Source organism: Actinophytocola algeriensis (assembly GCF_014203735.1).
GTDB classification, from domain to species: Bacteria; Actinomycetota; Actinomycetes; order Mycobacteriales; family Pseudonocardiaceae; genus Actinophytocola; species Actinophytocola algeriensis.
The window spans coordinates 171,326-193,247 of record NZ_JACHJQ010000003.1 but is presented as its reverse complement, the minus strand read 5'-3'; the positions used below and the strand labels follow the sequence as shown (position 1 = coordinate 193,247).

22 protein-coding genes are annotated in these 21,922 nt (G+C 70.6%); 10 read left to right on the top strand and 12 right to left on the bottom strand.

Annotated features, from left to right (window positions below; all coding sequences use genetic code 11):
* Window positions 1-220 precede the first annotated feature (220 nt).
* The 7 genes from FHR82_RS13155 to FHR82_RS13125 form a co-directional block, all read right to left on the bottom strand.
* Window positions 221-856 carry a heme-binding beta-barrel domain-containing protein gene (locus FHR82_RS13155; RefSeq protein ID WP_184810673.1) on the bottom strand — a complete coding sequence of 212 codons (636 nt, stop codon included), beginning with the start codon at window positions 854-856 and terminating at the stop codon, window positions 221-223.
* A 160-nt stretch (window positions 857-1,016) separates the two neighbouring features.
* A complete protein-coding gene (locus tag FHR82_RS13150) occupies window positions 1,017-1,328 on the bottom strand; it encodes a DUF1416 domain-containing protein (protein WP_184810672.1) in 312 nt (103 codons plus the stop codon).
* Window positions 1,329-1,350: 22 nt separating this feature from the next.
* A complete protein-coding gene (locus tag FHR82_RS13145; protein ID WP_184810671.1) occupies window positions 1,351-2,193 on the bottom strand; it encodes a sulfurtransferase in 843 nt (280 codons plus the stop codon).
* On the bottom strand, window positions 2,190-2,633 hold the full coding sequence (locus tag FHR82_RS13140) for a DUF4395 domain-containing protein (RefSeq protein WP_184810670.1): 444 nt from the start codon (window positions 2,631-2,633) through the stop codon (window positions 2,190-2,192). The genes FHR82_RS13145 and FHR82_RS13140 overlap by 4 nt, the downstream gene beginning before the upstream one ends.
* Before the next feature lie 205 nt (window positions 2,634-2,838).
* Window positions 2,839-3,267 (bottom strand): TlpA family protein disulfide reductase, encoded by a 429-nt coding sequence (locus FHR82_RS13135; RefSeq protein ID WP_184810669.1) that lies wholly within the window; start codon window positions 3,265-3,267, stop codon window positions 2,839-2,841.
* Window positions 3,268-3,276: 9 nt separating this feature from the next.
* On the bottom strand, window positions 3,277-4,158 hold the full coding sequence (locus FHR82_RS13130) for an LmeA family phospholipid-binding protein (RefSeq protein WP_184810668.1): 882 nt from the start codon (window positions 4,156-4,158) through the stop codon (window positions 3,277-3,279).
* A 33-nt stretch (window positions 4,159-4,191) separates the two neighbouring features.
* Window positions 4,192-5,004, bottom strand: a complete 813-nt coding sequence (locus FHR82_RS13125; RefSeq protein ID WP_311771050.1) for an alpha/beta hydrolase family protein — start codon at window positions 5,002-5,004, stop codon at window positions 4,192-4,194.
* 119 nt (window positions 5,005-5,123) lie between these two features.
* On the opposite strand from FHR82_RS13125, the gene FHR82_RS13120 reads away from it, so the two are divergent.
* The 10 genes from FHR82_RS13120 to FHR82_RS13075 all read left to right on the top strand — a co-directional run bounded on the left by FHR82_RS13120 (window position 5,124) and on the right by FHR82_RS13075 (window position 14,696).
* Window positions 5,124-5,846: a winged helix-turn-helix transcriptional regulator gene (locus tag FHR82_RS13120; RefSeq protein ID WP_184810666.1), complete on the top strand. Its 723-nt coding sequence runs from the start codon at window positions 5,124-5,126 to the stop codon at window positions 5,844-5,846.
* 114 nt (window positions 5,847-5,960) lie between these two features.
* A complete protein-coding gene (mshD, locus tag FHR82_RS13115; protein WP_184810665.1) occupies window positions 5,961-6,818 on the top strand; it encodes a mycothiol synthase in 858 nt (285 codons plus the stop codon).
* Window positions 6,819-6,990: 172 nt separating this feature from the next.
* Window positions 6,991-8,103: a phosphate ABC transporter substrate-binding protein PstS gene (gene pstS / locus FHR82_RS13110; protein WP_184810664.1), complete on the top strand. Its 1,113-nt coding sequence runs from the start codon at window positions 6,991-6,993 to the stop codon at window positions 8,101-8,103.
* A gap of 197 nt (window positions 8,104-8,300) precedes the next feature.
* Complete coding sequence (gene pstC / locus FHR82_RS13105; RefSeq protein WP_311771049.1) at window positions 8,301-9,209, top strand: phosphate ABC transporter permease subunit PstC; 909 nt, start codon at window positions 8,301-8,303, stop codon at window positions 9,207-9,209.
* The gene (gene pstA / locus FHR82_RS13100; RefSeq protein WP_184810662.1) at window positions 9,209-10,309 is read left to right on the top strand and encodes a phosphate ABC transporter permease PstA; all 1,101 of its coding nucleotides are present in this window, start codon (window positions 9,209-9,211) and stop codon (window positions 10,307-10,309) included. The genes pstC and pstA overlap by 1 nt, the downstream gene beginning before the upstream one ends.
* Before the next feature lie 21 nt (window positions 10,310-10,330).
* The gene (pstB, locus tag FHR82_RS13095) at window positions 10,331-11,110 is read left to right on the top strand and encodes a phosphate ABC transporter ATP-binding protein PstB (RefSeq protein ID WP_184810661.1); all 780 of its coding nucleotides are present in this window, start codon (window positions 10,331-10,333) and stop codon (window positions 11,108-11,110) included.
* A gap of 160 nt (window positions 11,111-11,270) precedes the next feature.
* Window positions 11,271-11,654 carry a hypothetical protein gene (locus FHR82_RS13090; protein ID WP_225944013.1) on the top strand — a complete coding sequence of 128 codons (384 nt, stop codon included), beginning with the start codon at window positions 11,271-11,273 and terminating at the stop codon, window positions 11,652-11,654.
* Complete coding sequence (locus FHR82_RS13085) at window positions 11,647-12,222, top strand: DUF3558 domain-containing protein (protein WP_184810660.1); 576 nt, start codon at window positions 11,647-11,649, stop codon at window positions 12,220-12,222. Before FHR82_RS13090 ends, FHR82_RS13085 begins: the two co-directional genes overlap by 8 nt.
* A 9-nt stretch (window positions 12,223-12,231) precedes the next feature.
* Complete coding sequence (locus FHR82_RS13080; RefSeq protein ID WP_184810659.1) at window positions 12,232-13,923, top strand: PPE domain-containing protein; 1,692 nt, start codon at window positions 12,232-12,234, stop codon at window positions 13,921-13,923.
* Window positions 13,923-14,696, top strand: coding sequence for an ESX secretion-associated protein EspG (locus FHR82_RS13075; protein ID WP_184810658.1), 774 nt, complete (start codon window positions 13,923-13,925; stop codon window positions 14,694-14,696). The genes FHR82_RS13080 and FHR82_RS13075 overlap by 1 nt, the downstream gene beginning before the upstream one ends.
* A 94-nt stretch (window positions 14,697-14,790) precedes the next feature.
* Here the strand turns inward: FHR82_RS13075 and phoU are convergent, their stop codons facing one another.
* From phoU to FHR82_RS13050, 5 genes are all read right to left on the bottom strand, one after another.
* Window positions 14,791-15,456 (bottom strand): phosphate signaling complex protein PhoU, encoded by a 666-nt coding sequence (phoU, locus tag FHR82_RS13070; protein WP_184810657.1) that lies wholly within the window; start codon window positions 15,454-15,456, stop codon window positions 14,791-14,793.
* Between the two features lie 100 nt (window positions 15,457-15,556).
* Complete coding sequence (locus tag FHR82_RS47395; protein WP_184810656.1) at window positions 15,557-19,267, bottom strand: LCP family protein; 3,711 nt, start codon at window positions 19,265-19,267, stop codon at window positions 15,557-15,559.
* Between the two features lie 267 nt (window positions 19,268-19,534).
* The gene (locus FHR82_RS13060; RefSeq protein ID WP_225944919.1) at window positions 19,535-20,260 is read right to left on the bottom strand and encodes a GGDEF domain-containing protein; all 726 of its coding nucleotides are present in this window, start codon (window positions 20,258-20,260) and stop codon (window positions 19,535-19,537) included.
* A 368-nt stretch (window positions 20,261-20,628) separates the two neighbouring features.
* Window positions 20,629-21,096, bottom strand: coding sequence for a hypothetical protein (locus tag FHR82_RS13055; protein ID WP_184810654.1), 468 nt, complete (start codon window positions 21,094-21,096; stop codon window positions 20,629-20,631).
* 44 nt (window positions 21,097-21,140) lie between these two features.
* Window positions 21,141-21,791, bottom strand: a complete 651-nt coding sequence (locus FHR82_RS13050; protein ID WP_184810653.1) for a response regulator transcription factor — start codon at window positions 21,789-21,791, stop codon at window positions 21,141-21,143.
* Window positions 21,792-21,922: the final 131 nt, after the last annotated feature.

Sequence of the window (21,922 nt, the reverse complement as noted above, 5' to 3'; positions counted from 1 at the left end):
GACAGTTTCGGGCGGTGCGGGGCGGTGCTGTGGACAAGTCCGTCTGCTGTGGACAACTCGTGGTCGAGCCGTCGTCGTTGTCGGTGTGCCCCGTTACGCTGGATTTCCGGGGGGCGAGGGCCACAGTTGATCTTTCCGCGCGGTCCGGTGCGCGGGGACGGGCCGCCACCTCTGGACGGCGTCGCGAGCCCGCCGACGAGGCACGGGAAGGTGCCGGAGGTCAGCCCGCGACGCGCCGCAGGTAGGCGGAGGTGTGGGGCTGGAGCGGCTGGCCGACCATGGCGCGTTCCTCGACATACGCCAGGTCACCGTTGTTGACCAGGCCGTACAGGCGCTTCGCGCCGTTGACCTCCTTGGCCGACGCCGTCCGCATGGTGACGTCCGTGGCCAGCTCCCACGAGGTCTGCGTGCGGGACTCGCCGTAGAAGATCTCGATCACGCCGGTCGCGTGCGTGAGCAGCAGCTCGATCGTCCCGTCTGGCTGCGGGCGCCACCAGCCCATCTCGCGGGCCGCGGGCCGGATCACCTTGCCGTCGGCGTCGAGGAGCCACGCGCGGCTCTCGTAGTACACGAACGGGCGGCCGTCGTGCGCGAACACGATCTGCTGCCCGAAGTGCTGGTCGGAGATCGTCGGGTACACGACCTCGCCCTCGCCGCGCCACACACCGATCAGCGGCAGCAGTGGCAGGAGCGCGTCGTGCAGGTTCGGGCCCTCGCGCAGGTTCGCCGTGTCGCCGTCGATCGGCAGGTCCGGCCACTGCGGGAGGTTGCGCTCGCGGGTGGTGTTCGCGCGCTCGGCCGCGACACGCACCGCCTCGTCGCCGCTGCCAGGAACGGGCTGGTCAGGCGTGGTCATGAGGGTCGTCCGGCGACGCGCACGGCCACGCGTCCGAGGAGGGCGGTGCCTGCCAGGGCGGCGGCGATCAGCGACAGGGTGACGAACAGTTCCACCCGGAGAGGATATGGCAACGCGGGGCGGCCGAGTTCAGGCCGCCCCGCGTTTCGACACAGAGCCGTCAGGCGACCGACACGGCCACCGGGTGCAGGCCGGGCCCGTCGGCGGTCACCTTCGCCTCACCATTGCCGGAACGGTGCAGCGCACGCACCGTCCACTGGCCCGGCGCGGCGAAGAACCGGAAGTCACCGTCCTGTGAGGACACCACCTCGGCGGTGAACTCGCCGCTCGCGTCGAGCAGCCGGACGTACGCGCCGCCGACGGGCGCGCCGTCCGCGGTCACCTTGCCACCGAGCACGATCTCCTTGCCGAGGTCGATGCCGGCGGGTAGCACCGCGGTCTGCTCGGGCGCCCCGCAACCGTCGTTGGCCATGTGCGTATCTCCTTCAGGGACTTCAGTGGGTGCCAGGGCCGACCTCGACCGGCACGCCCACGAGTGAGCCGTACTCGGTCCAGGACCCGTCGTAGTTCTTGACATCCGAGTAGCCGAGCAGCTCGTGCAGCGCGAACCAGGTGTGCGAGCTGCGCTCACCGATGCGGCAGTAGGCGATGGTGGCCTTGCCCTCGTCGATCCCGGCGTCGGAGTACAGCTCGCGCAACTCGTCGTCGGAGCGGAACGTGCCGTCCTCGTTGGCCGCCTTGCTCCACGGCACGTTGATCGCCGACGGGATGTGCCCGCCGCGTTGCGCCTGCTCCTGCGGCAGGTGGGCGGGGGCGAGCAGCTTGCCGGAGAACTCGTCCGGCGACCGCACGTCGACCAGGTTCTTGGCGTTGATGGCCGCGACGACCTCGTCGCGGAACGCGCGGATCGCCGGGTCCTGCTCCTGGGCCTTGTACTCGGTCTCGGCGCGGGACACCGCGTCGGAGGACAGCGGGCGCCCGTCGAGCTCCCACTTCTTGCGGCCGCCGTCGAGCAGCTGCACGTTCTGGTGGCCGTACAGCTTGAAGTACCAGTACGCGTAGGCGGCGAACCAGTTGTTGTTACCGCCGTACAGGACCACGCGGTCCTCGTTGCCGATGCCCTTGGCGGACAGCAGCTTCTCGAAGCCCTCGCGGTCCACGAAGTCGCGGCGCACCGCGTCCTGCAGCTCGGTCTTCCAGTCGATCTTCACCGCGCCGGGGATGTGCCCGCCGTCGTACGCGGAGGTGTCTTCGTCGACCTCGACGAACACCACCCCGGGGGTCTCCAGGTTGTTCTCGGCCCATTCGGCCGTGACCAGCACGTCTTCGCGGCTCATCGGAGCGCTCTCTCCTTCGTTGGGGTGAATCGACGGATCAGCAGATAGGTCTCGCAGCCGAGGCAGAACGCGAACGCCGCGTTGAGGAACGCCGCCGCCAGCGCGAACGCGGTCGCCACGGTGCCCAGTGCGGTCAGGCCGGTCGCGTAGCCGAGCACGCCCACCACGGCGAACCCGAAACCGACGCCCTGCGCGAACCGCAGTGGGGCCGTGTCCTCACGCTCGTCGGTCGGCCCGAGCCTCGGCGCGACGAACGTGCGGTAGAGGATCGAGTAGGGCGCGACGCCGAAGCCGGCGAACGCGCCGATGGCGAACACCACGGCCTGCGCGGCGAGCAGTGGCCACCACCCGGTGACCAGCACGACCGCGAGCACCGCGGTCGTGACCCACGCGGCGAAGCGGGGTCCTCGGGGATCGACTCGGGATGGTCCAGCGGACATGGCGGCACCTCCTGACTGCACGGCTGGGAAACCAGCCGGACGGCGGCCAGAGAGAAAGGGGGCCGTCCGGGTCAGTCAGATGCCAGACACAGGCTGGAGTCGACGCGGCAGTAGTCGACCGCGCGGCGCCTGGTCAGCAAGGTGAACACGCTTAGCACAGTACCGCCGGATCCCTGCTGCTGGGCGGGGCGTCCACGTAGTGGGACTACGTCAGATGGGGTTGAAGCGCGGCCAGCAACTCGTCCCGCCGGGGCACGCCGCCGACCCGCAGGATCTCGGTGCCCGACCGGTCGACGGCCAGCGTCGTCGGCGTCCGGAGAACGGCCAGCTCCTTCGCCAGTTCCGGCCGCTCGGTGAGGTCCAGCTCGGTGTGGTGCAGCCCGTCCGTGCGGGACGCGAGGTCGGACAGCAGGACCCGCGTGTGCCTGCACGGCGCGCAGAAGGTGGTCGACAACTGGACCAGCGTCACACCACCCGGCGCCAGCACCGAGGTGATGTCGGCGGGCAGGTCCGAGGTGGCGACGGTGGCGACAGTGGCGGCGGTGGTGCGGACGCGGCCGTTGCGGGACCTCATGACCAGGCCTGCGACGGTGGCGAGCACGAGCGTGCCCACCAGCACCAGCACCCCGGTCATGACCGCTCCCTACTGGCCGCCGAGCACCACGTCGCTCGCGGTGCCCTTCACCGACAGTACGCCGGAGTCCACAGTGACCGCGGTCGGTGTGACGGTGAACGGCAGCTCACCGGGGTCGAGGGTGAAGGTCAGCGCCTGCTTGGCGGCCGCGTCGAGGACCGGCGGCAGCTCGCCGGCGCCGAGCACCGAGTTCCGCAGCTCGAGACGGCCGGGAGTGAACGTCATCTTCGCGTCGACCAGGGAGATGATCCCGAACGCGCACAGCTCGGTCTCGTCGCCGCCGATGTCGACGGTCGCGCAGATCCGGGTGCCCGCGGTGGTGTCCTCGATCTCCGCCTCGGCCGCGCGCTCGGCGGCCTCCTGCTGGGCGTCGGTGCGGTCGTCGGGGTCGGTGGCGACGTCCTGCTCGCTGACCGGGTCGATCGTGAGGTTCGTGATGGACCGGATCGCGGCGTTCTTGTTCGCCGCGACCGCGCGGTTCACGTCCGAGGCCTTGACCTTGACCTGGCCCTCGACCTCGCGGACCTTCACTTCCTTGAGCGAGCCGGACACCAGCTCACCGAGCGGTGCCTGCACGTCCCGCAGCTCGATGTGCACCTCGAGGTCGCGCAGCGTGTCCTCGACCGGCACGCCCTTCGCGTCGATCATGACGTGGCCGTACTCGCCGGAGATCGCCTGCGCCAGGAACGAGAAGCCGCCGACCTTGACCGACGGGTCGTCGGCGAGGTTGAACTGGTCGCGGGCCCGCTTGGACACCTGGTACTCGAACATGGCCGCGGCGCCGAAGTCCGCGACCACCAGCAGCCCGAGCAGCACGACGAAGGTGATGACGAGTCTGCGGACCGTCTTCCTGCGCTTGCGCGGCGCGGGCCGGGACGGTGTCTGCGTCATCGAGGTCATACTGCCAATCGCTCTCTGTGTTTGTCAGGTCGCTTCGCTCGTCCGCCAGCACGCTGTCTTCCCTCGTCGCGTGCTCGGCGCTCGTTCCTCGCGCCTGCGCGCGCTCCTCGGTCCAGACGGCGCCCGCTCCCTCGCTCCCGCTCCCGTGTTCGTGTGAAGCCAGTCGCCGACCTGGTCCACCAGCTCCGGTGTCATCGCGGTCTCCGCGTGGCGCATGCCGTCGAGCGCCCACAACTCCGTGCCACCGGCGCGGTGCAGCGCCAGCGCGTGGTCAACCGGTACGTAATGATCCTCGGTCCCGTGCACGATCAGCACCGGGGTGGGGGCGATCCGGTCGACCACCTCGACCGGCGACGGCGGGATGGCCGTCAGCGGCGGTGCCATCCGGACCCGCAGCGCGCGCATGGCCGCGCGTCCGTGCGGCTGCTCAGCCAGCCAGAACAGGCGGCGCATGGCCTCGGTGTCCCTTGTCCACCAACGACTCGCGGCGCTGACCGCCGCGACGGCGTCCGGCCGGTGGTTGCCGGTGGCGGCGTGCATGATCGCGACCGTGCCGCCCATGGAGAAGCCGAGCGTGGCGACGTGGTCGGCGTGCTGCCGTGCCGTGTGGACGGCCGCGTCGAGGTCGAGGACCTCGGCGGGCCCCGCGGTGCAGCGGCCGCCGGAACGACCGTGCCCTCGGAAGTCGAGGGCGATCACCGTGTGCTGCCGCGCGAGGCGCCCGAGGATGCGAAAGACGAACGGTTTGCGGACGTGATTGGTGAATCCGTGGCCCACCACGACGGCGGTCACGTTACGTCCATGTTTCGGTCGCAACATCAGTCCCGTCAGCCTCACACCGTCGCTGGAACGTTGGTGCAGACGTGTGACGCATGTGTCACGACCAGGACATTCGCTCGCCACACCGGCTATTCTCCCGGAAAGCCACGGAGCGTATCCAGAGAGGGCGGGCCCCCATGAGCCTCGACCTGCTGCTGCTCACCGCGGACCCAACGCCGGGCTCGGTTGTGCCGTCACTGATGTTGCTGCCCCACCACGTGCGCACCCAGGCGCCCGAGGTCACCGCCCTCCTCGAGGCCGGTTCCCGGGATGTCGTCCTGGTCGACGCGCGGACCGACCTCGCCGCCGCGAAGAGCCTCTGCAGGCTGCTCACTTCCGGCGGCGACAGCGCCCCGGTCATCGCCATCGTCAACGAGGGCGGCCTCGTGGCCGTGAACTCGGAATGGCGTGTCGACGACATCCTGCTCCCCACCGCGGGCCCGGCCGAGGTGGACGCCCGCCTGCGGCTGCTGACCTCGCGCGGCCCCGCGGGTGCGCCGGGCGCGGACGGTGCCCTGCGACTGGGCGAGCTGGTCATCGACGAGGCCACCTACATGGCTCGCCTGCGCGGCCGTCCCCTCGATCTCACGTACAAGGAGTTCGAGCTGCTCAAGTACCTCGCGCAGCACGCGGGCCGGGTGTTCACCCGCGCGCAGCTGCTGCAGGAGGTCTGGGGCTACGACTTCTTCGGCGGCACCCGGACGGTGGACGTGCACGTCCGGCGGCTGCGCGCGAAGCTCGGTACCGAGCACGAGCAGATGATCGGGACCGTGCGCAACGTGGGTTACAAGTTCGTCCAGCCGCCGAAGGCCTCGCTCGGCGCGGAAGAGACCACAGAAAAGACCGCCGACGTCACCTGAGACACCGGAACGGCGGTCTCGTCCGACAGGGACGGGACCGTCGTCGCTGTGTGCGGATCGCACGTGCCGCGCTCTCCCGGACACGGCGGACCCCGATCCCGGTACGGTCGAAGCGTGGAACTGATCTGGCTGGACGACGCGGACGACACCATCCCCCCGTTGCTCGCCGCGGTGCGGGAAGCCGACGGGGTGCCCGAGGCGTCCGCCGACGGAGCGCTGCCACCCGAGTTCCGCACCGGTCGTCACCTCGTCGCGTGGGACGGCGGCACCACCGTCGGCTACGCGCACGTCGACCAGCGGGGCGACGCGTTCGGTAACCAGATCATCGAGTTGTTCGTCCACCCCGCGCACCGGCGCCGGGGGATTGGGACCGCGCTCGTCGACGAGGTACTCACCATCGCCAGCCCGCTACGCCTGTGGTCCCACCGCGACCACCCCGGCGCCGCGCGGATCGCGGAGAGACGCGATCTGGCACGCGTGCGTGAGCTATTACAGATGCGGCTCGACAACTCCGTGGAACTGCCCGTGCAAACGAACCCGGGTGTCACGGTGCGCACGTTTATGCCCGGGCGGGACGAACAAGCCGTGGTCGACGTCAACAAGCGCGCGTTCGACTGGCATCCCGAACAGGGCATGCTCACCGTCGCGGATGTCGAGGCGACCGAAAAGGAGCCCTGGTTCGATCCGGGCGGATTCTTCCTCGCCGTCGACGAACAGGACAAAGTGGTCGGGTTTCACTGGACGAAGGTCCACCCGGATGGCACCGGTGAGGTGTACGTCGTGGGCATTCACCCGGACGCGCAGGGCGGTGGGCTCGGTCGTGCGCTCACGCTGACGGGACTGCACCACCTGCGAGGGCTGGGCGTGTCGGAGATCATCTTGTACGTTGAATCCGACAACGCGCCGGCCTTGGCCGTGTATCGCCGATTGGGCTTTTCCGTGGCGTACACGAATGTCGCCTACCAGCGGTAGTAACTCAATTACCGTTAGCGCAAGCAACAAAGGTCACAATCTGGCGTTGTTCACCTGGTGTTCACCTCAACACCCGGACCTGTCCATTCCGCTTCCATAGCGTCCGCGCCGTGCCCGCAGTCGGGAGGATGTGGGCGCATCAACAGACATCGAGATACCTCGAGAGGACCCAGTGAAGCGCATCCGCTACGGCCGCATCGCGGCCCTCGTCACTGCAAGCGCAGTGGCGCTCACGGCCTGCGGCTCCGACCCCGAAACCTCTTCGGGGAGCAACAACGACGGTGGCTCGGAGAGCAGCCTGTCCGGTGAGCTCGCCGGTGCCGGTGCGAGCTCGCAGGAATCCGCCATGAACGCCTGGCGGTCGGGCTTCGGGTCGGCGAACCCGGATGTCACCGTCAGCTACGACCCGGCGGGCTCGGGTGCCGGCCGCACGCAGTTCGGCGAGGGTGCGGTGGCTTTCGCGGGCTCCGACGCGGTGATGGACGACGAGGAGCGGGCCGCCGCCAAGGAGGCCTGCGGCAGCGACGCGATCCACCTGCCGCTGTACATCAGCCCGATCGCGGTCGTCTACAACCTCGAGGGCGTGGACAACCTCCAGCTCTCGCCCGCGACGATCGCTGGGATCTTCAACCAGCAGATCAAGAAGTGGAACGACCCGAAGATCGCAGCGGACAACCCGGGCGCGTCGCTCCCGGACCAGGCGATCACGCCGGTGAACCGGTCCGACGAGTCGGGCACCACGGAGAACTTCACCGAGTACCTCGCCGCCACGGCAGGCGAGGCCTGGCCGCACGAGCCGAGCGGTGACTGGCCGGTGGGCGGCAGCCAGTCCGCGCAGGGCACCTCCGGTGTGGTGCAGACCGTCGAGGGTGGCCAGGGCACCATTGGCTACGCGGACGCGAGCAAGGCTGGCAACCTGGGCGTCGCCAAGGTCAAGGTCGGCGACCAGTTCGTGGAGTACTCGGCGGAGGCCGCGGCCAAGGTCGTCGACGCGTCGCCGAAGGTCGAGGGCGGGCCGGAGCACGACCTCGCCATCGAGCTCCAGCGGGACACCACCGCCGAAGGCACCTACCCGATCGTGCTGGTTTCCTACACCATCGTGTGCAGCGACTACACCAACGCCAAGGCCAACATGGCCGGCAAGGGCGAGCTGGTGAAGGCGCTGGTCGGCTACATCGCGAGCAAGGAAGGCCAGGAGGCCTCGGCCGGTGCGGCCGGCTCGGCGCCGATCTCCGACGCGCTGCGTGCGGACGTCGAGGCCGCGCTCGAGGCCATGAAGGTCTGACGCAGCACGTGGACGGACCAGTTGTCGCGGTCTGACAGTCCGTACGGGTGGCCACCTGGCGTGGCCATCCGTACGGCGCAGTCCACTCCCTTCCCGCAACCGGAGAACACACAGTGACCACCACGGGCGAACCGAAGGCGAAGTCCTCGACGCCACCGCGGGGCAAACAACCAGGACCACCGCGACGACCAGGCGATGTGATCTTCAGCGGCGCCGCCAAGGGCGCGGGCGTGCTGATCCTCGCGATCCTCGCGGCCGTCGCGATCTTCCTGTTGGTGAACGCATGGCCGGCGATCAGCACGCCGACCGACGAACTCTCCGAATCGGTCCATTGGATCAAGGAGGGTGACTCCCTCCTCGACTATGTCGGCCCGCTGGTGTTCGGCACGGTCCTCGCGGCGCTCATCGCGCTCATCATCGCGACACCGGTCGCCATCGCGGTCGCGCTGTTCATCTCGCACTACGCCCCGCGCAAGCTCGCGCAGATCTTCGGCTACGTCATCGACCTGCTCGCCGCCATCCCCAGCGTCGTGTACGGCCTGTGGGGCGCGCTGTGGCTGATGCCCCAGATGTTCCCGGTCTTCGAGTGGCTGAGCGAGTACCTCGGCTTCATCCCGATCTTCCAGGGGCCCGCGGCCAGCCCACCCCGCACCATCCTGACCGCGGGCATCGTGCTGGCCGTAATGATCCTGCCGATCATCACGGCCGTGTCGCGCGAGGTGTTCCTGCAGACGCCGACGCTGCACCGGGAGGCGGCGCTCGCGCTCGGCGCGACCCGCTGGGAGATGATCCGGATGGCGGTGCTGCCGTTCGGCCGCTCCGGCATCATCAGCGCGGCGATGCTCGGCCTGGGCCGCGCGCTCGGTGAGACGATGGCGGTCGCCATGGTGCTCTCGCCAGGGTTCGTCTACTCGTTCTTCATCCTCCAGGCGGGCCAGCAGCAGAACATCGCGGCCAACATCGCGCTGAAGTTCCCCGAGTCGAGCGGGCTCGGCGTCAACGTCCTGATCTTCACGGGTCTGGTGCTGTTCGCGATCACCCTTCTCGTCAACATGATCGCGCGGTGGATCGTCTCCCGGCGCGCCGAGTTCTCGGGGGCGAACTGATGGCCACCGTCCAGACCCCGCCGTCCGTCGAACTCAGCTCGCCGGGGCTTACCCGCGGCAAGCTGCCCAGGTATGCCCCGGTCGTACTGCTGGTGCTGTCCTTCGCGGCGGTGGGCGGACTGTTCGCCGCGCTCGGCTCGTTCAGCGTGCCGCTCACGGTGTTCCTCGGCATCATCCTGTACGCCGTGGTGATCCTCGTGGTCACCACGTTCGTCGAGGGTGCCCGGGCGGCGCGGGACCGGCTCGCCACCACGCTGATGTACAGCGCGTTCGGCCTCGCCGTCGTGCCGCTGGTCAGCCTGCTGTGGACCGTTCTCGAGAACGGCCTCGAGCGGTTCAACGGCTACTTCCTCACCACCACGATGCGCGGCGTGTTCGGCGGCATGGACGCCGGCGGCGCCTACCACGCGATCATGGGCACGCTGGAGATCACGGCGTTCGCCACGGTCATCTCGGTGCCGATCGGCATGCTCACCGCGATCTACCTGGTGGAGTACGGGCCGAAGAGCAAGCTCGGCCGCGGCATCACGTTCTTCGTGGACGTGATGACCGGCATCCCGTCCATCGTGGCCGGTCTGTTCGCCTACGCCCTGTTCGTGCTGTTCTTCGGCCCTGGCGTGCGGATGGGCGCGGCAGGCTCGGTGGCACTGGCCGTGCTGATGATCCCGGTCGTGGTGCGGGCCTCGGAGGAGATGCTCAAGCTGGTGCCGAACGAGCTGCGTGAGGCGGCCTACGCGTTGGGCGTGCCCAAGTGGCTCACGATCGTCAAGGTGGTGCTCCGGACGGCGGCGGCGGGGCTGGTGACCGGTGTCATGCTGGCCATCGCCCGCGTGATCGGCGAGACCGCGCCGCTGCTGATCGTGGCCGGCGTGGTCGACTCGGCCAACTTCGACCTGTTCGAGGGCCGGATGATGACCCTGCCGGTGTTCGTGTACGGGCAGTACACCCAGGGGCTCGCGCCTCCGGGGCCGGACAGCATCATCACCATCAACTACGACCGGGCATGGGCCGCGGCGCTGACGTTGATCCTGATCGTCATGGTGCTCAACCTGATCGCCCGGATCATCGCCCGTATCTTCTCGCCCAAGACCGGCCGTTGAGGCACACGACAAGGACTATCGATGGCTAAGCGACTGGACATCTCCGACCTCAACATCTACTACGGCGACTTCCTCGCGGTGGAGGGTGTGTCCATGGCGGTCGAACCACGGGCCGTGACGGCGTTCATCGGGCCGTCCGGATGCGGCAAGTCAACCGTCCTGCGGTCCCTCAACCGCATGCACGAGGTGATTCCCGGCGCCTACATCGAGGGCAAGATCGCGCTCGATGGCGAGGACCTGTACGGACGGGACGTCGACCCGGTGCGGGTGCGCCGTTCCATCGGCATGGTGTTCCAGCGACCCAACCCGTTCCCGACCATGTCGATCCACGCGAACGTGATCGCCGGGATGAAGCTGAACAACCAGCGCATGTCGAAGGCGCAGGCGGACGAGGTCGTGGAGACGTCCCTGCGCGGGGCGAACCTGTGGAGCGAAGTGAAGGACCGCCTCAACAAGCCGGGGTCGTCGCTCTCGGGTGGACAGCAGCAGCGCCTGTGCATCGCCCGTGCGATCGCCGTGCAGCCGGACGTGCTGCTGATGGACGAGCCGTGCTCGGCGCTCGACCCGATCTCCACGCTCGCGATCGAGGACCTGATCGGCAAGCTGAAGCAGGACTACACGATCGTCATCGTCACGCACAACATGCAGCAGGCCGCGCGCGTCAGCGACCAGACCGCGTTCTTCAACCTGGCGGGCGTCGGCCAGCCCGGCAAGCTGATCGAGATGGACGCGACGGAGAAGATCTTCTCCAACCCCAACCAGAAGGCCACGGAGGACTACATCTCCGGCCGCTTCGGCTGAGCCACGAGGGTCCACCTGGATGGCCCGCGAGTCCGGCCCGGACTCGCGGGCCGTCCGCGTCGCACACCCCGGTCCCGGCGTTTACTTTGGGGAACCTTCCAGTGCCGGTTTGCGTCAGAATGTGGCTCGCACAGGGGTTGGCCGCGAAGGGTAGGGGCGAATGCTTGACGCAGGTGGCGGTGGGGGCTTCGGGAAGATGGCCGCGTCCATGAAGGGGCTGCAGCAGGCCGCCGCGGACGGGTCGTTCGCCGTCAGCGAGACCGGTGGCAAGGCGTTGCTCGTGGCCATCCGCGAGATGGCCAAGTGGGTCGACGACAACATCGCCGACCTCGGCACGCTCTCCCGGTCCCCGCAGCTGGGCTCCAGCCACGGCGCCGAGGCCATGAAGCCCTACGTGCGGGAGGTCGCCACCGACCAGCAGGGCTTCCTCACCATGCTGCGCGAGTTCCGCGCGTCCCTCGTCGACGCCGAGGCGGGCGTGGTCGGCGCGATGAACAACTACCGGCACATCGAGTCGTCCGTGGAGAGCACCTTCCGTGTCTAGAGCGCTCCTGGCGGTGGTCGCCGCGTTCCTCGTCCTCCTGTCCGGCTGCGCGGAGCAGACCGAGGGCACACCGACGGGCGGGACCACCGGCACCAACCGGCCACCGGCCATCACCACCGACCCCGGCGCGCCGACGGAGTCCGACGACCCGCCGACCGGCGGGGACGAGCCGTCCGTGCTCGCCGACGTCGACCCGTGCGGCCTCGTCGACCAGTCCGGGCTCGACTCCCTCGGCCTCACCGGTGGCGAGGAGAAGGAGATCGGCGGGGCGCGGGTCTGCCGCTGGCGGCACGACGGCCCCTCCCTAGACCAGAGCTTCACGGTCTCCGTCGAGGTGTTCGACTCGAACGGCCTCGCCGACCTCGCCGAGAACACCACCGTCCAGCAGTTGCCGAAGGTGGGCGCGCACGACGCGGTCTCCTTCGTCGACGCCGCCGGGGTCTGCGGTGTCAGCCTCGGTGTCGGCGAGGACGCGCGCGTCGACAGCACCGCCGTCGGCGGTGACCAGCAGCAGGGGTGCGGTCTCGCGCAGCAGCTCGCCACCCTCGTCGAACCGAAACTGCCCTGAGGACACGCCATGGCCAGAAACCACCAGTCCCGGGACGACGTGTCCGACCCGTACAGCCCGGACTACGACCCGACGAGCCCGGACTACGACTCGACCCGGGACCCGAGCAGCTCCACCTACATCGACCGCCGCGACACGTCGCAAACCGGTGCGCAGACCGAGCGGAACGCCGAGGCCCAGGTGGACCGCGAGGTCGGCGAGGGCACGCTGCTCGACCGGCTGATCGACATGTTCAACCACGGCGACCGCGTGTCGGACACGTACAACAACGAGATGAACGCGCGCGCCGCGGAGCTCGCGGCAGGCGTGCAGACCCGTGAGGGTCCGATCATGATGTGCGCCAACTACATGGCGACGCCGCACGGCCAGCTGAAGACCATGGTCACCGAGGACGTGGACCCGGACAGCGTCGGCGAGGCGGGCGACCTGTGGATCTCGGCGGGCAACGCGATGATCCGCTTCCAGTCCGGGGTCGCGTCGGCCATCAACAACAGCGAGACCGACTGGCAGGGCTCCGCGGGTGACTCGGCGCGCACGTTCATGGCGCAGGTCGGCAACTGGGTGGGCGCCGCGGGCCAGAGCGCGCAGCTCGCAGGCACGCAGACGAACCTGCAGGCCTCCGCGCTCGCCACGGCGAAGCGGGAGATGCCGGAGCCGGTGAACTTCGACGTCGACGCCGCCAACCGGGACCTGCAGACCGAGTCGAACCCGTTCGAGCTGATCCGCAAGCTCAACGACTACCAGGCGCAGTACGACGCGCAACAGGCCGCGCACGAGCGCGCGGCCGGCGTCGTCAACACGTACGACAGCGGCCTGTCCGGCGCGAGCACGATGCCCGCGTTCGGCCCGCCGCCGACGTTGTCCAGCAGCTCGACGGGCACGACGACCCTCGAGAGCACGAACGTCGGCAACACCGGCACGAACACCCCTGCCACCACCACGCCCGGCACCTTCACGTCCCCGCCGTCGAACGGCACGAACCCGCCGCCGGGCGGCAACCCGACCGTGCCACCGGGTGGGCCCGGCGGTCCTGGCGGCCCGAACGTGCCCGGCGGACCGGGCGGCTCCGGCGGTCCCGGTGGCCCAGGCGGGTCGAACCCCGGGATCCCGGACATCCCGGGCGGCCCGAACCTCCCCGGCGGCCCGAACCTCCCCGGCAGCCCCAACGGACCGGGCGGCAGCGGCACCACCCCGAGCGGTGACCTGCCCAACCTGCCCGGCCCCGGACAGTTCCCGAACAACCCGCTCCCCGGCCCGGGTGGCGGTGGCGGCCAGAACCCGGGGATCCCGCCGTTCCCGGTCACCGGTCTGCCCGGCCCGAACGGCGGCGGTGACCACGGTCGCGGCAGCGGTCCGGGTGGACGTGGGTTCGGGCCCGGCGGCGGGTACGGCGGCGGCCCCGGTTCCGGCGGGTACGGCAGTGGCTCCGGCGCGGGCGGCGGTCAGGGCGCGGCGGGCCGCGGTCCCGGCGTCGGCGGCATGGGTCCCGGCGGTGCGCTCGGCGACGGCGGCGCGGTACGCGGCGGGGCCGCGGGTGCGGGCCGCGGTGGTGCCGGTGGCGGCATGGGCCCGCTCGGCGGCCGGCGCGGCGATGGCGAGGAGGACGAGGAGCACAAGCGGCCGTCGTTCCTCGTCGAGGGCGACCCGGACGCCGTGTTCGGCACCGACCAGATGACCGCGCCCCCCGTGATCGGTGAGTGATGGCCGGGTACATCCTCACGCTGCGCGAGGTGGACGTGCTGGCGCAGACACTGGACGTCAACGTCCGGCAGTTCCCGTTCGAGATCCCGAGCTTCGGTGAGTTCCAGGTCGACCGGCAGCGCATCGCCCGCGAGGTGTTCCTCGACCTGGGCAGGCGCGGCCTGATCCGCGGCGCCGACATCGACCCGGAGCTGGTCCGCGCGTTCACGGTCCTGTCGCGGCCGGTGATCACCGTGGCCGCGATGGGCACGGTCGAGCAGACCCGCAAGCTGTACGCGCGGGCCGCGACCGACGGCGAGCGGGGCGTGCTCGCGGTCAAGGAGGGCGAGCGGTTCCGGCTCGAGCTGATCCGGCCGACCGCGCTCGCGATCTCACTCGTCGGGCTGCTGCCGAAGACGGCGGCCGGCCCCGGCCAGTCGGTGACGGTCACCCGCCCCGGCCCGGTACCGCTGGAGCAGGACGACTTCCTCGCACCGGTGTACGGCGGTGGCTCAGGCGACCAGCAGCTGCGGATCGCCGCGAGCTACCTCGCCAGGCCGCGCACGGGGACCGGGTTCTTCTCCGTCTCCGGCCGCGACCGGCGCACCGGCAAGGAACTGCGCGCCGGCAACCTCACCTGGATCGACACCGACGCGGGCCGGTACCTGACGCTGTCCCGTCCGGCGGGTGAGGACGGGCAGGTACGCAGCACGTTCAGCCCGGCTGACGGGTCCCGGCTGGCACTCACACTGGGCGAGATGATCGAGTCGGTGGCTCCGCTGGCTCGCCGCTAGCGCCGCCCGGACACGTGACGAAGGACCCCTCCAGCACGCTGGGCGTGACGAAGGGGTCCTTCATCGCACGGGCTCGGGGGCCGGGGCGTCGGGCTCAGACGTCCTCGTCCTCCGCGTAGCCGGGCATCCGGCCGGTCACCACGAACACGACGCGCTTCGCCACCGACACGGCGTGGTCGGCGTAGCGCTCGTAGAAGCGGCCGAGCAGGGTCACGTCCACCGCGGCCGCGACGCCGTGTGACCAGTCCTTCTCCATGATCACCGAGAACAGCTGCCGGTGGAGGTCGTCCATCTCGTCGTCGGCCTCTTCGAGCGAGCGGGCCTGGTCGATGTCCTTGTTCAGGATGACCTGCTCCGCGTCGCGGGCCAGTTCGACGGCCACGCGGCCCATCTCGGAGAAGTAGGGGCGGATCTGCTCCGGCAGCACGGGGTTCGGGTGGCGGCGGCGGGCGGCCTTCGCCACGTGCAGCGCCAGGTCACCCATGCGCTCCAGGCTCTCGGCCGCGTGGATGGCGGCGAGGACCGTGCGGAGGTCGGTGGCCACCGGCGCCTGCAGCGCGAGGAGCGCGTAGGCGTGTTCCTCGCAGGACGACCGGGCGTCGTCGATCTTGGCGTCGTCGCCGATCACCTGTTCGGCGAGGCCGAGGTCGGTGTCCAGCAGCGCCCGGGTGGCGAGCTCCATCGCGGTCGCGGACATGGAGCACATGTTTGCCAGCTCTTCCGCGAGCTGACCGAGTTCGACATGGTAGGCCTCACGCATGGCGACAGCCTACGGGCGAGTGCGCACGCCAACGGCATTGCTGGATGAATCCCGGGTGAACCCCCGGCCACCAATCGGGTGATGGTCTGTCAGGCGCGCCCTACGCGCACGAAACGTCACCGGCGTTGACGGTGGAGAGGTTGTCCGGCACCTCGGCGGTCTTGCCGCCCCCGTTCGGTGACACGACCTCGCCGTCGAAGCCCGGTCCGACCACCAGCATGATCGCGCCCGCCATCGACGGGTCCTCCTGCAGCACCGAGCCGGGCACGGCCGCCTGGAGGGTCTGCGCCTCGGCGATGCGTTCCTTGCCGTACTTGATGACCGCGGTCTTGTCGATGTTCTCCGGCGCCGCGTCCACGCGCATGATCTGGAAGCCGTACTCGGCGAGCGCGTCCGCGGTGTCGCCCGCGATGCCGCCGGTCTCGTTGCCGCCGTTCAGCACCTGGATCTTGATGGTCTTCGGGTCGACCGGGCCCTGTGGCTGGTCCTGCTGGAGGGTCGACTGCCGAGGAGTGCCCTTCGACGCGTCGTCGGCGGGTTTCTTCGGGGTCTCGCCCGGCAGCGGGGTGTCCTGGCGGATCGCCTCGAACAGCGCGTTGGTGTCCTCGACGCGCAGGTCCTCGTTGCCGCGCTCGTTGGACTCGCCGACGGTCGGCACGGTGATGAACGTGACCCGGCCGGCCTCGACGCCCTGCATCGACTGGCCGAGCGTGAACAGCTGGTCCACGCCCACGTTGTCACCGAAGGTGGCCTTCGAGAACGCGTCGACGAAGGCGGTCAGCTTGCCGGGGTCGAGCAGCACCTCGCTCGACATCGCCTTGCGCAGCAGGGAGGACAGGAACCGCTGCTGGCGGATGATGCGGCCGTAGTCGGAGGTCACGTCGCCCTCGACCTTGCGGGCGCGCACGAAGTTCAGCGCCTGGTCGCCCGAGAGCTTCACGTTCTTGCCCGCCTCGGGCACGATCGTGCCGAGCGTCTCGTCCTTCATCGGCTGCTCGACGCACACCTCGACGCCCTCCACGGCGTCGACCATTTCCTTGAAGCCGTGGAAGTCGATGCCGACGAAGTGGTTGATGGCGAGACCGGACAGCTCCTGCACCATCTTCGTCACGCACTTGGGCCCGCCGACCTGGTAGGCCGTGTTGATCTTGACCTGTTCCTCGGCCGGGTGGGTCTCGCCGTTCAGCTCACCGGACTTGGCGTCCCAGCCCTCGCACTCGGGGCGGGTCACCTCGAGGTCGCGCGGAAAGGAGACGACCACGACCCGTTCCCGGTTCTTCGGGATGTGCGCGATCATCACGGTGTCGGACCGCGCGCCCTGAATGGTGTTCTCGTCGCCGACGCCCTCCTCGGCGGCCGCACCCGCGCGGGTGTCGGAGCCGACGAGCAGGAAGTTCTCGTCACCGAGCTGTGCCTCGGCGTCCTGGATGGCCTTGGAGTCGGGGTCGAGCGCGTCGACGGTGGTCGCCGCCGCGTCGATGTAGGCCTTGAAGCTCCACCCGGCCGCGGTCCCCACGAACACGAGTGCCGCGAAGAAGACGACGAACGCCTTGCCCGCCGACCCCTTGCCCCACTTCTTGCGCTTCTTCTTGCGCAGGCGGCCCTTGGGCTCCTCGTCCTCCGGCCTGGCCTCGTCCTCATCGGGGATGACGGGGATCCGCATCGCCATCGACTGCTGGGCGTCCAGCTCGTCGAGGCGGTCCATCTCGCTGTCGTCGTTCTGCCATGGCCGGAGCTTGCGGCGCTTGGCCTTCTTCTCCCGCTCCTCGGCCTTGATCTCGTCGTGGACGGCGGAGAAGCGCGCGAGCGTGTGGTCGATGGTGCGCCGCTTCTGCACCTCCTCGCCGATGGCCTCCATCTCGGTGGTCATCGACACGAGGTCGTCGTCACCACGCGGCGGCAGCGGCGGCGGGACCGGCGGCACACCGGTGCTCCTCGGCCGCGCGTCCGGCGCGTCGATCGCGGCCGGGGTCAGCCTCGGCTCGGAGATCGGCTCACCGGGCCACTGGCCGGGCGGCGGCGTCGGCGGACCCTGGCGGCCGGGGACCGGGTAGTGCGCGGACGTCTCACCGGGGCGGCGCCCGTTGAGGGGCGTGTCGTCGCGGGGGAAGGGAGGTTCGCCGGGGAAGCCGTTGGGGTCGCCGGGGACCGGGTGGTGGGCCGAGGCCTCACCGGTGCGACGGCCACCCGGGATCGGGTGGTGCGCGGACCCCTCGCCCGGCCTGCGGCCGCCCGGGATCGGTGCCTCACCGGGACGGCGGCCGTTCAGGGGGGCGTCGTCGCGGGGGAACACGGGCTCCCCGGGTGCTTCGGACGGGAAGCCGATCGGGTCGGGGACGGCGCGGTGGGCCGACGCTTCGCCTCGGCGCCGAGGACGGGGGCGTGGCGCGGGAGCCTGGGGGGCTTCGCCGGGGAAGCCGGGCTCACCCGGGACGGCGTGGTGCCCGGAGGCCTCACCCGTCCGGCGGCTGCCGGGGTGGGGGACGTCGGCAGGCGCGTCCGGGAAGAACGCGTCGGGGCCGCCGCGGCGTGCGCCGCGGGGATCCGCGGGCAGGTCCGCCGGGAAGCCGTCGCCGCGCCGGGCCCGCGGGCCGGAGCCCTCCCCGGGGATGTCCGCCGGGAAGCCGGGGGCCTCGCCGCGCCGGGCGTGGGAGCCGTCGCCGGGTGCGTCGGGGAAGAAGGCGTCGGGGCCGCCGGGGCGGCCGTTGCCGGGACCGTCCGGGAGGAAAGCGTCGGGGCCGCCTGCTCGGCGGCCGTTGCGGCCGTCACCGGGAGCTTCTGCCGGGAAGCCGGGGGCCTCACCGCGCCGGGCGTGGGAGCCGTCGCCGGGGGTTTCCGGGAAGAAGGCGTCGGGGCCGCCGCCTGGGCGGCCGTTCCCGGGGCCTTCCGGGAGGTAAGCGTCGGCAGCGCCGCCGCGGCGTGCGCCGGGCAGGTCCGCCGGGAAGCCGGGGGTGTCCGGGAAGAACGCGTCGGGGCCAGCGCCTGCCCGGCCGGGTGCGTCCGGAGGGAAGCCTGCGGCGTCGCCGCGGCGGGGACGGGGACGGGGGCCGGAACCTTCGCCACGGCGGCGGGGCTCGGCGGGCAGGTCCGCGGGGAAGCCCGCTGGTTCGCCGCCTCGGCGGCCGTTGCGGGTGGCCTCGCCGGGGTGGGGAGCGGCGGGCACGGCGTGGCGCCGGGGCCCGGAGCCCTCGCCGGGAACGTCCGGTGGGAAGGCGTGGTGGCCACCATCGGGGGCGAACGTGTCGGGGGCGAACGTGCCGGGGGCGAACGCGTCGGGAGTGGCCGGCGGGGCCGCGTGGTGGCTGTTGGGGCCCGGGGTTTCCGCTGCTCGGCGACCCTTGCGGGCGGCCTCGCCCGGGTGGGGCCGGCGACCGGGCGCCGCGGTGTCCTGCGGGAAACCGTTGCGGTCGGCGCGGCGGCCGGGGCGGGGCCTGTCGTCGCGGGGGAAGTCGGAGGACTCGCCGCTCAGGGCGTCCGCGATCGAGGGTGGGGGCGGCGCCTGGCGCCGGGGTGTCTCGCCGGGGTGGCCGTGGCCCGCGGGGCCCTCGGCGCCCTGTCTGTCCTGACGGGCGCGGCGGCCGCTCACCAGCGCGTTCTGCTGCAGCTGTTGCGGGTCGACCGGTGTCAGGTCCGACCTCGACGCGGTGTGTTTCTGCACCAGGTCGGCCACGGACAACCCGCCACCGGCCTCCATCGAACGCCTGCGGCGCCTCGGTTTGTCCTCACCGGGAGCGGCGCCGTCCTCGCGACGGTGCCGCCTGCCGTACTCGTGCGGATCGCGGGTGCCGCCGAGGCGTTCGTCGTCGGGCACCCGGACTCCTCTCACCTCGTGTACGGGCCACTGTTTCGTGGCTCTTTCTTTATCAAGACGTTGTGTGTCGCACCTTGGTTGCGAACCCACAGTGTTCTAGTGCCGCCCAGATAGTACGGACGGATGGCACTTCTGACGACTGCCAACCGAAAATCGCTCACTATCTGTGGGCAACTGGCCTCCATCGGATAGCCCGATCGGGGTATCGCCGTCGCGGCCCTAAATGTTATCGAACCGACGCAAGAGCGCGGTCAAGGGTGACCGGAACTAGCCGCGCCGACTTCGTTGCCCGGCCGCGCCGGAGAGGCGGACCTGGCCTCCGACACGGTAGGCCACGCTGTTGCGGCCCGACTGCTTGGCCGTGTACAGGAGCCCGTCCGCGAGCCGGAGCTGCTGCTCGGGACTGGTGACGCCGCTGGTCCCGGACTCGTGCGCGACGCCTATGGAAACCGTCACACGCAGGCCCCGGACGATCGAGGACCACGCGAACTGCTCGACCCGCGCCCGTGCCGCCTCGGAGACCGCCCACGCGGCCGCGCCGTCGAGGCCCGGCAGCATGAGCACGAACTCCTCGCCGCCGTACCTGGCGCAGAACCCGCCCTCCGGCAGGCCCACCTGGAGCAGCTCGACCACCTGCTGCAGCACCCGGTCGCCGACGAGGTGACCGAACGTGTCGTTCACGCGCTTGAAGAGGTCGAGGTCGACGAGCGCCACCGCGAACTCGCCGCGCGGGTCGTCCACCTCCAGGAGCCGCTGGTCGAGGTAGCGGCGGTTGTAGCTCGCGGTGAGCGCGTCGCGGATGCTCTGCTCACGGGCTTCCGCGTGTTCCCTGCGCAGCCGGGCGACCTCCTGCCGGAACTGCTCCGGCACCTGGGGCGGCCGCTCCGCCGTCGCGAGGTCCAGCGCGTGCCGCAGGTGCTCGTACGCCTGCCGCCACTCGCCGCGCGACGCCAGCAGGGAGGCGATGGACTGGTGCAGTTCGACCAGGCTCATCTCTTCCGACTCGATGTGCGCCTCGAGCAGGGACTCCCGGGCCTCGTGCCAGGTCTCGTTCCGGGGCTCGGCACGAACGTGCTCGCCGCGCCGGGACGGGTGCTGGATGGGTACCGTCGGCTCGTTGATCCTGCGTTCCCGCCATCTGGGGTCCCGCCGGACCGGCTCTGGCTGGGTGTCCACTGCTGCCATACGCGCTCACCTCCCTACCTGGTCTGTTTCGACGGGAGGCGTAGCGGTCTTGAGATGTTGGCGGTTGCGTGTTCGGATTTCCCCCTACTGGTGGAACTCCGACTGCTCCGAACCAGTGACGGCTGCTCCGGACGGTTGGCGGAACGCGCATCTGCCGCCGATGTGGTCGCGGAGCGTCACTGACCTGTGGGACACGGCGCGAAGCCGTACGCCTTGTCCTCGAGCACGACCACCCGCTGGGACCCGATCTGCTCGCCGAGCAACGCGCCGTCCTGCCGGATGCTGACCGACACGCCGAGGACGTACACCAGTCCACGCGGGTGTGCCGCGTCGCGGCCCGCGTCCGGCGGCACCCAGTCCGGGTCCACTCGCAGCGTCGACATGGCGGGGTCGACGTTGAGCGTCAGGTCGCCCAGATCGCACAGTTCGTCCGCGTAGTCCGGGTGCTGGCTGCGGCGCAGGAAGTCCCGCTGCGTGGCGGGGCCCTCCTCGGCCGCCGCGTTCAGGTCGTCGAAGTACGCCTGCACGAGCTCGCGGTCGTCGTCCGGGGAGGCCGCGGGCAGCGCGACACCCGCCACTGCCGAGCTGCAGCCCGCGATCAGCAGGCCTGCGAGCCCGAGGACGGCGAACAGGACGCGGCGCATGTCGTTCCCCCGGGGAGTGCGGTGTGGTTCCAGGCTAACCGTGTCTAGGCGGGCTCGATGCGATAACCGAAACCCCGCACGGTGTGGATCATGGGCGGGTGCCGCAGCTTGCGGCGCAGCTGGGTGATCACCACGTCGAGCACATTGGACGCGGGGTCGACGAACGGGTCCCACACCTCTTTGATGAGGTCGGCGCGGTGCACCGGCGTGCGCTGGCGCGCGACGAGCAGGCGCAGCACGTCGAACTCCTTGCCCGTCAACGTGAGCAGCACACCCGCGCGCCGCACCTCGTGCCGTCCACTGTCGACCTCCAGGTCGCCGCAGCGCAGCACCGGTGGCAGCCCGCTCGCCACGCGTCTGCACAGCCGCCGCACACGCGCCTCCAGCTCCTCGACCGCGAACGGCTTCACCAGGTAGTCGTCGCCGTGCTCGAGACCGGCGATGCGGTCGGCGACGGTGTCCCGCGCGGTCAGGAACAGCACGGGCACGGCGGGGCGCCGCACGCGGACGTAGTGGAGGGCGTCACCGGAGGGCAGCATGCGGTCGAGGACGGCGCAGTCGTAGGAGTTCACCGACAGCGCCTCGTCGGCGGCGGGCAGGTCGCCGACCGCGTCCACGGCGAACCCTGCCGCACGCAGCGACCCGGCGATCGCGATCCGCAGGTTCTCATCGTCCTCGACCACCAGTACCCGCACATATCCGACAGTAACGATGCTCGCTCCGCATGCTCTGCTCGGCTGCGATGCTCGCTCCGCATGCTCCGCTCGGCTGCGATGCTCGCTCCGCATGCTCCGCTCGGCTGCGATGCTCGCTCCGCATGCTCCGC

What these genes read in the sequence shown, in the direction of transcription:
- FHR82_RS13155 (WP_184810673.1), bottom strand. Translation starts at nt 856, where the DNA reads ATGACCACGCCTGACCAGCCCGTTCCTGGCAGCGGCGACGAGGCGGTG.
- FHR82_RS13150 (WP_184810672.1), bottom strand. Translation starts at nt 1,328, where the DNA reads ATGGCCAACGACGGTTGCGGGGCGCCCGAGCAGACCGCGGTGCTACCC.
- FHR82_RS13145 (WP_184810671.1), bottom strand. Translation starts at nt 2,193, where the DNA reads ATGAGCCGCGAAGACGTGCTGGTCACGGCCGAATGGGCCGAGAACAAC.
- FHR82_RS13140 (WP_184810670.1), bottom strand. Translation starts at nt 2,633, where the DNA reads ATGTCCGCTGGACCATCCCGAGTCGATCCCCGAGGACCCCGCTTCGCC.
- FHR82_RS13135 (WP_184810669.1), bottom strand. Translation starts at nt 3,267, where the DNA reads ATGACCGGGGTGCTGGTGCTGGTGGGCACGCTCGTGCTCGCCACCGTC.
- FHR82_RS13130 (WP_184810668.1), bottom strand. Translation starts at nt 4,158, where the DNA reads ATGACGCAGACACCGTCCCGGCCCGCGCCGCGCAAGCGCAGGAAGACG.
- FHR82_RS13120 (WP_184810666.1), top strand. Translation starts at nt 5,124, where the DNA reads ATGAGCCTCGACCTGCTGCTGCTCACCGCGGACCCAACGCCGGGCTCG.
- pstA (WP_184810662.1), top strand. Translation starts at nt 9,209, where the DNA reads ATGGCCACCGTCCAGACCCCGCCGTCCGTCGAACTCAGCTCGCCGGGG.
- pstB (WP_184810661.1), top strand. Translation starts at nt 10,331, where the DNA reads ATGGCTAAGCGACTGGACATCTCCGACCTCAACATCTACTACGGCGAC.
- FHR82_RS13090 (WP_225944013.1), top strand. Translation starts at nt 11,271, where the DNA reads ATGCTTGACGCAGGTGGCGGTGGGGGCTTCGGGAAGATGGCCGCGTCC.
- FHR82_RS13080 (WP_184810659.1), top strand. Translation starts at nt 12,232, where the DNA reads ATGGCCAGAAACCACCAGTCCCGGGACGACGTGTCCGACCCGTACAGC.
- FHR82_RS13075 (WP_184810658.1), top strand. Translation starts at nt 13,923, where the DNA reads ATGGCCGGGTACATCCTCACGCTGCGCGAGGTGGACGTGCTGGCGCAG.
- phoU (WP_184810657.1), bottom strand. Translation starts at nt 15,456, where the DNA reads ATGCGTGAGGCCTACCATGTCGAACTCGGTCAGCTCGCGGAAGAGCTG.
- FHR82_RS13060 (WP_225944919.1), bottom strand. Translation starts at nt 20,260, where the DNA reads ATGAGCCTGGTCGAACTGCACCAGTCCATCGCCTCCCTGCTGGCGTCG.
- FHR82_RS13055 (WP_184810654.1), bottom strand. Translation starts at nt 21,096, where the DNA reads ATGCGCCGCGTCCTGTTCGCCGTCCTCGGGCTCGCAGGCCTGCTGATC.